Source organism: Micromonospora sp. DT47 (genome assembly GCF_049844475.1).
Taxonomy (GTDB): domain Bacteria; phylum Actinomycetota; class Actinomycetes; order Mycobacteriales; family Micromonosporaceae; genus Micromonospora.
Genome location: NZ_JBNCLC010000002.1, coordinates 395,445 through 407,375, shown reverse-complemented (window position 1 = coordinate 407,375; position 11,931 = coordinate 395,445). Strand labels below are relative to the sequence as shown.

Annotated in this window: 12 protein-coding genes; 9 read left to right on the top strand and 3 right to left on the bottom strand. The window is 73.6% G+C overall.

Annotated elements, in window-relative coordinates; translation table 11 throughout:
- The first annotated feature begins 25 nt into the window (after positions 1–25).
- The 3 genes from ACLQ2U_RS04495 to ACLQ2U_RS04485 all read left to right on the top strand — a co-directional run bounded on the left by ACLQ2U_RS04495 (position 26) and on the right by ACLQ2U_RS04485 (position 1,640).
- Complete coding sequence (locus ACLQ2U_RS04495; protein ID WP_425749234.1) at positions 26–433, top strand: hypothetical protein; 408 nt, start codon at positions 26–28, stop codon at positions 431–433.
- Positions 433–642, top strand: coding sequence for a DUF6186 family protein (locus tag ACLQ2U_RS04490; protein WP_425749341.1), 210 nt, complete (start codon positions 433–435; stop codon positions 640–642). Before ACLQ2U_RS04495 ends, ACLQ2U_RS04490 begins: the two co-directional genes overlap by 1 nt.
- Positions 643–1,412: 770 nt before the next feature.
- Entirely contained in the window at positions 1,413–1,640 is a 228-nt protein-coding gene (locus ACLQ2U_RS04485) for a hypothetical protein (protein WP_425749233.1), read from the top strand.
- A gap of 105 nt (positions 1,641–1,745) precedes the next feature.
- Here the strand turns inward: ACLQ2U_RS04485 and ACLQ2U_RS04480 are convergent, their stop codons facing one another.
- Positions 1,746–2,360 carry an HAD family hydrolase gene (locus ACLQ2U_RS04480; protein WP_425749232.1) on the bottom strand — a complete coding sequence of 205 codons (615 nt, stop codon included), beginning with the start codon at positions 2,358–2,360 and terminating at the stop codon, positions 1,746–1,748.
- 98 nt (positions 2,361–2,458) lie between these two features.
- On the opposite strand from ACLQ2U_RS04480, the gene ACLQ2U_RS04475 reads away from it, so the two are divergent.
- A complete protein-coding gene (locus ACLQ2U_RS04475; protein ID WP_425749231.1) occupies positions 2,459–3,781 on the top strand; it encodes an MATE family efflux transporter in 1,323 nt (440 codons plus the stop codon).
- A gap of 111 nt (positions 3,782–3,892) precedes the next feature.
- Here the strand turns inward: ACLQ2U_RS04475 and ACLQ2U_RS04470 are convergent, their stop codons facing one another.
- Both ACLQ2U_RS04470 and ACLQ2U_RS04465 read right to left on the bottom strand, forming a co-directional pair.
- The gene (locus ACLQ2U_RS04470; RefSeq protein ID WP_425749230.1) at positions 3,893–4,870 is read right to left on the bottom strand and encodes a hypothetical protein; all 978 of its coding nucleotides are present in this window, start codon (positions 4,868–4,870) and stop codon (positions 3,893–3,895) included.
- A gap of 105 nt (positions 4,871–4,975) precedes the next feature.
- Complete coding sequence (locus ACLQ2U_RS04465) at positions 4,976–5,272, bottom strand: hypothetical protein (RefSeq protein ID WP_425749229.1); 297 nt, start codon at positions 5,270–5,272, stop codon at positions 4,976–4,978.
- A 103-nt stretch (positions 5,273–5,375) separates the two neighbouring features.
- Here ACLQ2U_RS04465 and truB point away from each other — a divergent pair, with 103 nt between their 5' ends.
- The 5 genes from truB to ACLQ2U_RS04440 all read left to right on the top strand — a co-directional run bounded on the left by truB (position 5,376) and on the right by ACLQ2U_RS04440 (position 11,877).
- Positions 5,376–6,260: a tRNA pseudouridine(55) synthase TruB gene (gene truB / locus ACLQ2U_RS04460; RefSeq protein ID WP_425749228.1), complete on the top strand. Its 885-nt coding sequence runs from the start codon at positions 5,376–5,378 to the stop codon at positions 6,258–6,260.
- A gap of 104 nt (positions 6,261–6,364) precedes the next feature.
- Positions 6,365–7,294: a bifunctional riboflavin kinase/FAD synthetase gene (locus ACLQ2U_RS04455; protein ID WP_425749227.1), complete on the top strand. Its 930-nt coding sequence runs from the start codon at positions 6,365–6,367 to the stop codon at positions 7,292–7,294.
- Positions 7,295–7,486: 192 nt separating this feature from the next.
- Positions 7,487–7,756: a 30S ribosomal protein S15 gene (gene rpsO, locus ACLQ2U_RS04450; protein ID WP_425749226.1), complete on the top strand. Its 270-nt coding sequence runs from the start codon at positions 7,487–7,489 to the stop codon at positions 7,754–7,756.
- Between the two features lie 219 nt (positions 7,757–7,975).
- Positions 7,976–10,366 (top strand): polyribonucleotide nucleotidyltransferase, encoded by a 2,391-nt coding sequence (locus ACLQ2U_RS04445; RefSeq protein ID WP_425749225.1) that lies wholly within the window; start codon positions 7,976–7,978, stop codon positions 10,364–10,366.
- A gap of 137 nt (positions 10,367–10,503) precedes the next feature.
- Positions 10,504–11,877, top strand: a complete 1,374-nt coding sequence (locus ACLQ2U_RS04440) for a M16 family metallopeptidase (RefSeq protein WP_425749224.1) — start codon at positions 10,504–10,506, stop codon at positions 11,875–11,877.
- Positions 11,878–11,931 lie beyond the last annotated feature (54 nt).

Here is an 11,931-nt window from a genome sequence, read left to right as displayed (position 1 = left end):
GGGTGGGCGCGGGGAGAATCGGAGGATGGAGCAGCCGCACGAGCTCACCGTCGAGGCCCCGCGCGCGTGGGACCGACCGGTCGTCACAGCGCCGGTGCTGGCCTGCCTTTCGCTGGTCGGCGGGCAGTTCCCCTCCTTCTCGGCGCAGGCCAACCTCTGGACGTTGAGCACCGGCGGGGCGCTGATCTGGCTCGGCCTCGGCAACCGGGTGCCCCGGCGGCCGCCACCGCGCCGGCTGAGCCCGGGCGCGATCTGGTGGGTGCTCCCGGTCGCGGTCTTCGGCGTCCTCGAGGGCGCCACGTTCGTGATGTCGGTGGGCGACGAGTTCCCCACCTTCTCCCGGCTGGCGGATCCGCTGCTGGAGGACGAGCTGGTCCGCTCGGCCGCCTGGTTCGCCTGGCTGGCCGCGTTCTGGGGGCTGGTGCGCCGATGATGCGCGTCCTCGCCGTCGCCGGCTTCCTCGCCGCGCTGGCGCTCTTCGCCGTGGTCGAATGGGTGTCCCGCCGCCCAGGCTCCCGGGTGCCGTCGCTCGGCGATGTCTGCGCGTACGTGATGCGCTACGAGGTCGGCCCGGTGCCGGTCGGCCGGATCGGGGTGTTCGGCTTCTGGTGGTGGCTGGGCTGGCACCTCCTCGCCCGCTGAGCATTCGGTTGTCCAAATCTTGGGAACAGTGGACAGCATGTGGAAAGTGAACGTTAACTTGGGAACGACCGGTGCCGCCGCGCGGCGCAGGTCGTGGGCGGTGGTGCCGCACCCGGTGCCGCCTCCCTCCAGGGTCAGACCGACCCGGGCTCACGCTGCCAGGCGAGCCGCTCCGGTGATCCCGGACCGCCCTCCGGCGCTCAGCAGGACCGCCCGTAGGGCCACCTTCCCGGTGGTCCGCACCCTGGAAAGGGAACTCCCATGGCGACCAAGCCCAAGTCCGAGAGCACCGACGAGGCGCGCGAGCAGATGCGCCGCGCCCTGCAGACCTCGATGGACACCCGTCAGTGACGCTGGCCGACCGGCGGTGACGCCGCCGACGTCCCGCGTCTTCGACGTCACCGCCCCTCGGAGCACACCTCGCGCCGTGACCACTCCGGCCGGTCCCGGCCCGTCCCGCCGGCCTGAGACGCCTCCAACGGACAACTCCGACGAGCCGGATGATCGTCCGTCATGAACAAGACGGAGCGTCATGCCGCTCCCCGGGACATCTCCCGCCGCGGACGCGACCGGCCGCGACCGGTGGGCTGACGACGCGGCCGTCGGTACCGTCACCCGGGTGCGCAGGATCCTCATCGCCGGCTGCGCCGGCGCCGGCAAGAGCACCCTGGCCCGTTCCGTCGCGCGCCGGCTCGATCTCCCGCTGATCCATCTCGACCGGCACTTCTGGCGTCCCGGCTGGGTCGCCCCGGCCGCTCTGCCTCGCCCGGGTGGTCCACCGTCGCCGGGACCCCCGCTCCGCCGGCCGGCCGGACCTGGCCGCCGGTTGCCCCGAGCGGCTCGACCTGGACTTCCTGCGCTCCGTCCGGCAGTATCCCCGCCGCTCCCGGCCGCGGGTCCTCGCCGCCGTCGCCACGCACGCGCCGCGGCTGCCGGTGGTCCGGTTGCGCAGCCGTGGCCAGGTCCGTCGGTGGCTGGACACGCTGCCGGAGCGCTGAGCCCCTCCCCGCTGCGCCGCCCGGGCAGCTGGCGCGGTGCGAACCGGGCGGCCCGGCGCCGGTGGACGTCGTCGCATCCCGTCCGGTCGGCCACCCGACTGACGCCTACGCCGGCCGGTGGCCGGTCGTGCGTCGCCGCCAGGGCGGCGGGACGCGTACCGAGGCCATCCCGGCGGCGGTCGCGGCCTGGATGCCGAGGTCGGTGTCCTCGAAGACCAGGCAGGACCGCGCCGGGACATCGAGGAGTCGGGCCGCGAGCAGGTACGACTCCGGGTCCGGCTTGGCCCGCGCGTAGTCGCCGGCGCACACCAGCACGTCGAACCGGTCGAGCAGGTCGAGCGCGGTGAGCGAGGCGGTGACGGATTCCCGGGTGCTGCCGGAGACCACCCCGAAGGGGAGCCGCCCGTGGGCCTCGTGGATGTGCGCCAGGACCTCGGGGACGGCGGCGACCTGCGGCAGGAGTTCCTGGAAGAGGTCCTCCCGGAGGCGGGCGACGGCCTCCGTCGGCATGGCCAGTCCGTGCCGTTCGTTGAGGGTGGCGACGATGTCGGCGACGGGCCGGCCGCCCCAGGCGTAGAAGAGCTCCTCGGGGAGCTCGCAGCCCCACTCGCCCAGGGCCCGCTGCCAGGCGACGTGGTGCAGCGGCATCGAGTCGGCGATGGTGCCGTCGCAGTCGAAGAGGTAGGCCTGGAACTCGCCGTCGGGCAGGGGCAGGGTCACCGGCCCAGGGTACGGCCCACCGGCGCGGCCACGCAGTTCAGGAGTAAGTGGTCAAAGGTATTGCGATCCTTACCGCCCGCGTGCCAGGATCGGCGGCGATGAGCCAGTTCGCCACCGCCACCGCGATCACGCCGCCGCGCCGGATCGCCGCCCTCGCCCTGCCCGCCCTGGTGGTGCTCGCCGCCGAGCCGCTCTACGTGCTGGTCGACACCGCCGTGGTGGGGCACCTCGGCCGGGTGCCGCTCGCCGCGCTGGCCGTCGGCGGCACCGTGATGACCCTGACCGCCTGGCTCGGCACCGTGCTCGCGTACGGGATCACCGGCCGGGTCGCCCGGCGCTTCGGCTCCGGCGATCGGGCCGCGGCGGTGGCCGAGGGCGTCCAGGCCTCCTGGCTCGCCCTCGGGGCCGGGGTGGTGGTGGCGCTCGGCATGCAGCTCGGCGGCGGGGCGTTGGCGCGTACCCTCGTCGGCGGTGGGGACGACGTGGCCGGCGCGGCCGCGCAGTGGTTGCGGATCGCGGCGCTCGGCGCGCCCGGCCTGCTGCTGGCCGCGGCCGGTAACGGCTGGCTGCGCGGTATCCAGGACACCCGTCGCCCGCTGCTCTTCGTGCTCGTGCCCAACCTGCTCTCCGCGCTGCTCTGCCCGCTGCTGGTCTATCCCGCCGGGCTCGGGCTGGTCGGCTCGGCGGTGGCCAACGCGGTGGCGCAGACGCTCTCCGGCGGGCTCTTCGCCGCGGCGCTGGTCCGCGAGCGGGTCTCCCTGCGGCCCCGGCCGCGACTGATCCGGCAGCAGTTGGCGCTCAGCCGGGATCTGCTGGTCCGCGGCCTGGCCTTCCAGGCCAGCTTCCTCTCGGCCACCGCGGTCGCCGCCCGGTTCGGCGCCGCCGCCGTGGGCGCCCACCAGATCGCGCTGCAGCTGTGGTTCTTCACCGCCCTGGTGCTCGACGCCCTCGCCATCGCCGCGCAGGCGCTGATCGGCTCGGCGCTCGGCGCCGGCGACGACGCCGGCGCGCGGGCCCTGGCCCGCCGGTTCGCCCTGCTCGGCGGCGTCTGCGGCGTCGCGTTCGGGGTGCTGATAGCGGCCGGCGCGGGCGTGCTGCCGGCCCTGTTCAGCTCCGACCCACAGGTACGCGACCAGGCCATGGTGGCCTGGCCGTGGTTCGTGGCGATGCAGCCGCTGGCCGGGGTGGTCTTCGCCCTCGACGGGGTGCTGATCGGCGCCGGCGACGTGCGCTACCTGCGCAACCTCACCATCGTCGCGGCGCTCGGCGGCTTCCTGCCGGCGATCTGGCTCGCCTACGGGCTGGACCTCGGGCTCGGCGGGATCTGGGCCGGGCTCACCCTGTTCATCGTGATCCGGCTGGCCGCGCTGCTGCTGCGGCTGCGCTCCGGCGGGTGGGCGGTGGTCGGCGCGGTCCGCTGACGGCCCCGGCGAGCCGTCCGACCCGGAAGCCCGGGTGGTCCAGGTGGGCGGTTCCGGAGCCGGGCGGTCCAGGAGCCGCCCGGCCGGTGTCGGCCGGGTGGTCGCCGGTGCTCAGCAGGACTCGGTGGCCCGGCTGGGCCGCTCCGGGTCGAAGACGTCCTGCGGGTCCGCCGTACCGCGCCGGCCGCCGCCGGGAAACGAGGGCTCCAGGTCGACGAAGCCGTTCCTGATCTTGGAGCAGTCGGCGTTCCAGACGGTGGCCTCCGCCGTCTCCAGCCACAGGCCGCGCGCCGACGCCGGGACGTCGTCGGGATGGGGCATGGTCCAGACCTGCGTGTCCCGGATGACCACCAGGTGGGCCCCCGGCGGGACGTTCTTGCCGAGGTACATGTCGAAGGCGTACACCCAGGCGAAGCGGGTGGTCACCTCGAGCACCCGGACGCCGTCCGCGTCCTCGGTGGCGCGGTAGGTCATCTTCCCGGAGACGCGGGGGTCGGGTGCCCAGTCGGTGCGCGAGTCCATCCGGGTGGCGTAGTTCAGGAAGGTGCTGTCGGCGAACTGCGGCACCAGGGGCTCCCGGGCGTCCTCCGCCAGCAGGGCGAGGAACGGCTCGTTGTCGCCGACCAGCATCGAGGTGTCCAGCCGGGCCGCGATCAGCGCCTGCCGCACCCTGGCCAACGTGCTGCGCACCTGCGCCGCGCCGAACGGGCCGGTGGCCCGGGCCGGCGGCAACACGATGCCCTTCTCCCCGACCCGGAAGTCGGCCGCGGGGGTGCCGGCGAAATGGTCCCGCGGTTCGCCGATGGTGCTGGTGGGCACGGGCGAGGGCGACGGTGGCGTGGCGGTGCGGACGACCTCCACGACGGCGTACCCGTAGAGACCCACCGCCGCGACCAGGACGACGGCCACCGCCGCGACGATGCCGACCAGCAGCTTGCCGCGGTGCCGCGCCCAGGTGAGCCGCCGCCGTTCGGAGGGGGTCACCTCCTGCGGTGTGTCGGACTCCCGCATCCAGGACGGCAGGCGCACCGGCTCGGCGGTGGCCACCGCCGGCCGTTCGGAAGTGGTGGACGGCTGGTCGTCGGTCATGCGTCGTCCCAGAGGTGGGCGAAATGGGGCGCATGATCGTCGCACCCGGGTCGGCCGGCGCGCTGCCCGGTTTCCGGTGACCGTCGTCGCCCGCACCCGGGGCGGTCAGAGATCGCCGGCCATCATCCGGCCGAACAGGTACAGGGCGCCGCCGACCAGCAGCGTGGCCACCACGGCGACGACGACGAACGACACGATCGCCGAGACCACCGGGTGCTTATCGCTGAACCGGGCGCGGTCCCGCCACCGCCACACCGCGCGCCGCGCGTCCCGGAGCGCCGGGACGGCCTCCACCAGCCGGGAGAGGAGCCGGCCGGGGGTGCGGCGGGGCGGCTCGGGGTTGCGCATCCAGTCGGGCAGGTCGACCCGGGCGCGGTGCTCGTGCGAGGGCGGGGTGCTCATCGGGGCTCCCGGGAACGAGGAGGAACGGGTGGCACCGCCACCGCACGGGCATTGTGCCGTGCGGTGACGGCCGGCGCGACCCCGTCTGGCAGGCTTGGCGGTCGTGAGCACCGAGGGTCTGATCGTGGTGGACAAGCCCGGCGGCATGACGTCGCACGACGTGGTGGCGCGGATCCGTCGACTGGCGAAGACCCGCCGGGTCGGGCACGGCGGCACTCTCGACCCGATGGCCACCGGCGTGCTGGTGATCGGGGTGGGCCGGGCCACCCGGCTGCTGACGTACGTGATCGGGGCCGGCAAGAGCTACACCGCCACCGTCCGGCTCGGCCAGGCCACCGTCACCGACGACGCAGAGGGTGACGTGATCGCGACCACCCCGGCCGGCAAGCTCACCGACGACGCGGTGCGGGCGGCGTTCGCCGCGCTCACCGGCGAGATCGACCAGGTCCCGAGCGCGGTCAGCGCCATCAAGATCAACGGTCAGCGGGCGTACAAGCGGGTGCGCGAGGGGGAGAGCGTCGAGCTGCCCGCCCGGCGGGTCACCGTCTCCCGCCTGGACGTCCTCGCCATCCGCCGGGACACCCCGGACGTGGTGGACGTGGACGTCGACGTGACCTGCTCGTCCGGGACGTACATCCGTGCCCTCGCCCGGGACGCGGGCCTGGCCCTCGGGGTGGGCGGGCACCTGACCGCGCTGCGGCGTACCGCGGTCGGCGGGTTCACCCTCGCCGAGGCGGCCACCCTCGAACAGCTGGAACAGCGCGCGCCCGAGGTGGTCAACCTGCCGCTCGACGCGGCCGCCGACCGGTACTTCCCGCGCCGGGACGCGACCGCCGACGAGGCGAAGGCGCTCTCCCACGGCGGTCCGCTCGACCCGGTCGGCATCGCCGGGCCGTACGCCGTCTTCGGTCCGGGCGGCGGCCTGATCGCTATCGTCAGCGAGCGGGACGGCCGGGCCCGCGCGGAGATCGTGCTCGCCCCGGCCTGACGGGCGGGGCGTGGGGCCGCCGGCCGCCGGGCCGGCGGAGGTCGGCCCGGCGGCCCGGGCGCAGCAGCCCGCGGTCGGCGCGGGGAGAGCAGGGGAGGAACGGCATGCAGCGGTGGCGGGGGTACGACGCGGCGCCCGGTGGCTGGGGGCGGTCGGTCGTCACCATCGGCGTCTTCGACGGCCTGCACAAGGGACACCAGGAGACCATCGGGCACGCCGTGGCCCGGGCCCGGGAGCTGGGCGTGAAGTCGGTGGTGGTCACCTTCGACCCGCACCCGGCCGAGGTGGTCCGCCCCGGTTCGCACCCCGCCGTGCTCACCGAGCCGGCCCGCAAGGCCGAGCTGATCGAGGCGCTCGGCGTGGACGTGCTCTGCGTGGTGCCGTTCACCCCGGAGTTCTGCCGGCTGCCCGCCGAGGCGTTCGTGCACGACATCCTGGTCGAGCACCTGCACGCCGCGCTGGTCGTGGTGGGGGCCAACTTCCGGTTCGGGCACAAGGCGGCCGGCGACGTCGCCCTGCTCGAACGGCTCGGCCGCACCTTCGGCTTCGGGGTGGAGGGCGCCCCGCTGGTCGCCGAGGCCGGCACCGTCTTCTCCTCGACGTACATCCGCTCCTGCGTTGACGCCGGGGACGTGGGCGCCGCGGCGGCCGCGCTGGGCCGCCCGCACCGGGTGGAGGGCGTGGTGGTCCGGGGCGACCAGCGCGGGCGTGAGCTGGGTTACCCCACCGCCAACCTGCTCTGCCACCGGTACGCCGCGGTCCCGGCCGACGGTGTCTACGCCGCCCGGCTGGTCCGTCGGGGGCACCGGGAGCCGCTGGCCGCCGCCGTGTCGGTCGGCACCAACCCGACCTTCTCCGGCCGGGAGCGCCGGGTGGAGGCGTACGCCCTGGACTTCACCGGTGACCTGTACGGCGAGCGGCTGGCCCTGGACTTCGTCGCCCACCTGCGCGAGCAGCGCCGCTACGACGCGGTCGAGCCGCTGATCGCGCAGATGGCCGAGGACGTCGAGCGGACCCGGCGGGCGGTCGGCTGAGCGCGTCGGAGGCCGTGTCGCGGCCCTTCGCCGGGCGGGGCCGGGGTGAGCTGGTAGTCTGGCGGGGACGTCGGCTGACCGACGTGGGGCCTCGCGTGCCTGCACGACGCCGCGGGTGCGAGGTTCGTCCGTCTCCCGTCCTCCGGACCCGACGACGGACATCAGTGATCAACCCACCGAAACAGGGAGAACATGGCGCTCGACCAGGAAGCCAAGGGCAAGATCCGCGCGGAGTACGCGACCGCCGAGGGCGACACCGGTTCGCCGGAGGTGCAGGTCGCGGTCCTCACCAAGCGGATCGCCGAGCTCACCGAGCACCTGAAGGTGCACAAGCACGACCACCACAGCCGCCGTGGGCTGCTGCTGCTGGTCGGCCGTCGCCGTCGGCTGCTCAACTACGTCCAGAAGAAGGACATCAACCGCTACCGGTCGCTCATCGAGCGGCTCGGTCTGCGCCGATGACGTGACGGGGGAGTGGCCTGCGGCCGCTCCCCCGTTCCGGTACCACTGAAGAACAGGGCCGCGCGACCACCCGAGAGGGAGCCGGTCAGCGTACGGTCTCCGGTAGTGGCCTCCGGGCACCCCGGCATCACGCCGGCCACCCGGGCGCTTCGATCGAAGACCGGCCGTCTGAGCAGCTCCGGTGTCGTGGGCCCACGACGCGAAGGAGCACGACAGCACATGACCGAGACCAGACTCGGCACCGAATCCCGCACCGCCGTGATCGACAACGGGTCCTTCGGCACCCGTGAGATCACCTTCTCCACCGGCCGGCTGGCCCGCCAGGCCGCCGGCTCCGTTGTCGCCCAGCTGGGCGAGACGGTGGTCCTCTCCGCCACCACCGCCGGCAAGCAGCCGAAGGAGCAGTTCGACTTCTTCCCGCTGACCGTCGACGTCGAGGAGCGGATGTACGCCGCGGGCCGGATCCCCGGCTCGTTCTTCCGCCGCGAGGGCCGGCCCAGCGAGGACGCCATCCTCACCTGCCGGCTGATCGACCGGCCGCTGCGCCCGTCGTTCGTCAAGGGCCTGCGCAACGAGGTCCAGGTCGTCGAGACCATCCTCGCGCTCGACCCGCAGCACCCGTACGACGTGGTGGCGATCAACGCCGCCTCGATGTCGACCAAGCTCTCCGGCCTGCCGTTCTCCGGCCCGATCGGGGCGACCCGGGTCGCGCACATCGACGGCCAGTGGGTGGCCTTCCCGACCCTGGAGGAGCTGGCCCGCGCCACCTTCGACATGGTCGTGGCCGGCCGGTCGCTGCCGGACGGCGAAGTCGCGATCATGATGGTCGAGGCGGAGGCGACGCCGAACGCGGTGGCGCTGATCGCCGGTGGCGCGACCGCGCCGACCGAGGAGATCGTGGCCAGCGGCCTGGAGGCCGCGAAGCCGGCGATCCGCGAGCTGTGCCGCGCGCAGAGCGAGCTGGCCGAGGTCTCCGCGAAGCCGGTCACCGAGTTCCCGGTCTTCCTCGACTACCAGGACGACGTCTACGAGGCGGTCGCCCAGACGGCCCGCGCCGAGGTCGCCGAGGCCCTCCAGATCGCCGGCAAGGCGGACCGCGAGGAGGCCCTGGACCGGGTCAAGGCCCGGGTGCAGGAGGAGATCAACCCGCGCTTCGAGGGGCGCGAGAAGGAGGTCAGCGCTGCGTTCCGGTCGCTGACCAAGTCCGAGGTCCGGGGTCGGGTCCTGCGCGAGCAGGTCCGGATCGACGGCCGCGGCCCGCGCGACATCCGGCCGCTGACCGCCGAGGTCGGCGTGCTGCCCCGGGTGCACGGCTCGGCGCTGTTCGAGCGGGGCGAGACCCAGATCCTCGGCGTCACCACGCTGAACATGCTGCGCATGGAGCAGATGGTGGACACCCTCTCCCCGGAGAACCGCAAGCGCTACATGCACAACTACAACTTCCCGCCGTACTCGACCGGTGAGACCGGCCGGGTCGGCTCGCCGAAGCGGCGCGAGATCGGCCACGGGTTGCTCGCCGAGCGGGCGCTGATCCCGGTGCTGCCGGCGCGCGAAGAGTTCCCCTACGCGATCCGTCAGGTCTCCGAGGCGCTCGGCTCGAACGGCTCGACCTCGATGGGTTCGGTCTGTGCCTCGACGCTGGCCCTGCTCTCCGCGGGTGTCCCGCTGAAGGCGCCGGTCGCCGGCATCGCCATGGGGCTCATCTCCGACGAGGTGGACGGCAAGACCCAGTACGTGACGCTGACCGACATCCTCGGTGCCGAGGACGCGTTCGGTGACATGGACTTCAAGGTCGCCGGTACCCCGGAGTTCGTCACCGCGCTGCAGCTCGACACCAAGCTGAACGGCATCCCGTCGGACGTGCTCGCCGCCGCGCTGCAGCAGGCGAACGAGGCCCGGCAGATCATCCTCGGCGTGATGCGGGCGGCGATCGAGGCTCCGGCCGAGATGTCGGACTACGCGCCGCGGGTCACCACCGTGAAGATCCCGGTCGACAAGATCGGTATGGTGATCGGCCCGAAGGGCCAGACCATCAACGCCATCCAGGACGAGACCGGCGCCGAGATCTCCATCGAGGACGACGGCACGATCTACGTCGGCGCGACCAACGGCCCGTCGGCCCAGGCGGCGGTGGACCGGATCAACGGGATCGCCAACCCGACCCTGCCGAAGGCCGGCGAAAGGTTCCTCGGCACGGTGGTCAAGACCGCCGCGTTCGGCGCGTTCATCTCGCTGCTGCCGGGCCGCGACGGCCTGCTGCACATCTCCAAGGTGGGCGACGGCAAGCGGGTCGAGCGGGTCGAGGACTTCCTCAACGTCGGTGACAAGGTCGAGGTGGAGATCGCGGACATCGACGCCCGCGGCAAGATCTACCTGGACAAGGTCCGTCCGGAGGGCGCCGAGGCGCCGGCCGCCGACGAGGCCGCCGGTGGCGAGCGTCCGGGTGGCCGGGACCGGGGTGACCGGGGTCCGCGCGACCGTGGTGACCGCGGCGGCGACCGGGGCGGTCGTGGCCCGGAGCGCGGCGACCGTGGCGAGGGCGGCGGCGAGGGTGGCGGCGAGGGTGGCGAGGGCGGCGAGCGTCCGCGCCGCCGTACCCGGCACAGCTGAGCCAGTACCCGGCCGGGTGGCGACGTCGTCGCCGCCCGGCCGGTTCGTGACACCGCACCACCCACCCCTCGTCGAAGTGAGAGCAGGTTTCCGTGAGTCCGGCCCAGCGTTCGTCTTTCCCTGCGGGCCGACGGGGGGTGGCGCCGTCCGGCGCCGGCCGGCACGCGGCCGGGACCACCCGGACCGCCGGTGGCGCGGCCCGGGCGGTCACCCGCACGCTGAGTGACGACCCGTTGGGCGGCACGGTACGTCGTACGGTGCTGCCCAGCGGGTTGCGCGTGCTCACCGAGGCCATCCCGGCGATGCGCAGCGTGTCGTTCGGCATCTGGGTGGCGGTCGGCTCCCGGGACGAGACCGGCCCGCAGGCCGGGGCCGCGCACTTCCTGGAGCACCTGCTCTTCAAGGGCACCCACAAGCGCAGCGCGCTGGAGATCTCCTCAGAGATCGAGGCGGTGGGCGGCGAGACCAACGCCTTCACCACCAAGGAATACACCTGCTACTACGCGCGGGTGCTGGACGAGGACCTGCCGCTGGCCATCGACGTGATGTGCGACGCGGTGGCCGACTCGGTGCTCAAACCGGCCGACGTGGAGACCGAGCGCGGGGTCATCCTCGAAGAGATCGCCATGCACGACGACGAGCCCGGCGACGAGGTGCACGACCTCTTCGCCCGCGCCGTCTACGGCGACCATCCGCTGGGCCGGCTGATCTCCGGCACCGAGGACACGGTCACCCCGATGACCCGGCGGCAGATCCAGAGCTTCTACCGCCGTCGTTACACCCCGCCGCAGATCGTCATCGCCGCCGCCGGCAACCTCGACCACGCCGACGTGGTCAAGCTGGTCCGGCAGGCGCTGCGTGGCACGCCAATGGACACCGACCCGGCCACGCCGGGCACGCACCGGTCGGCCACCCCGGCGGTACGCACGAAGCCGGCCAGCGTCCTGGTCGAGCCGAAGGAGACCGAGCAGGCGCACGTCATCCTCGGCTGCCCCGGCATCGACCGCATCGACGAGCGGCGCTTCGCCCTCGGCGTGCTCAACAACGTCCTCGGCGGCGGCATGTCCAGCCGGCTGTTCCAGGAAATCCGGGAGCGGCGCGGCCTGGCCTACTCGGTCTACTCCTACGCCAGCCAGTACGCCGACAGCGGCCTCTTCGCCGTCTACGCCGGCTGCGCGCCCGGCAAGGTGGACGAGGTGCTGGACCTGACCCGGACCGAGCTGGCCCGGGTGGCCGCGGACGGACTCACCGAGGCCGAGGTGGCCCGGGGCAAGGGCATGAGCAAGGGCTCGTTCGTGCTGGGCCTGGAGGACACCGGCTCGCGGATGAGTCGGCTGGCCAAGGGCGAGCTGCTCTACGGCGACCTGATGCCGGTGGACGAGCTGCTCACCCGGGTTGACGCGGTCACCGTAGCGGACGTGAACACCCTCGCCGCCGAGCTGCTCAGCCGGCCGATGTCCCTCGCCGTGGTCGGCCCGTTCGACCAGACTGCCTTCTCCGTTTCCCGCTGATTCGCCTGTTGCTGGGACGGACGACGGTCCGGCCGGGTGACCGCGTCCCGATTG

Coding starts and splice junctions, on each gene's coding strand:
- ACLQ2U_RS04495 (WP_425749234.1), top strand. CDS start 26: ATGGAGCAGCCGCACGAGCTCACCGTCGAGGCCCCGCGCGCGTGGGAC.
- ACLQ2U_RS04490 (WP_425749341.1), top strand. CDS start 433: ATGCGCGTCCTCGCCGTCGCCGGCTTCCTCGCCGCGCTGGCGCTCTTC.
- ACLQ2U_RS04475 (WP_425749231.1), top strand. CDS start 2,459: ATGAGCCAGTTCGCCACCGCCACCGCGATCACGCCGCCGCGCCGGATC.
- ACLQ2U_RS04470 (WP_425749230.1), bottom strand. CDS start 4,870: ATGACCGACGACCAGCCGTCCACCACTTCCGAACGGCCGGCGGTGGCC.
- ACLQ2U_RS04465 (WP_425749229.1), bottom strand. CDS start 5,272: ATGAGCACCCCGCCCTCGCACGAGCACCGCGCCCGGGTCGACCTGCCC.
- ACLQ2U_RS04455 (WP_425749227.1), top strand. CDS start 6,365: ATGCAGCGGTGGCGGGGGTACGACGCGGCGCCCGGTGGCTGGGGGCGG.
- rpsO (WP_425749226.1), top strand. CDS start 7,487: ATGGCGCTCGACCAGGAAGCCAAGGGCAAGATCCGCGCGGAGTACGCG.
- ACLQ2U_RS04445 (WP_425749225.1), top strand. CDS start 7,976: ATGACCGAGACCAGACTCGGCACCGAATCCCGCACCGCCGTGATCGAC.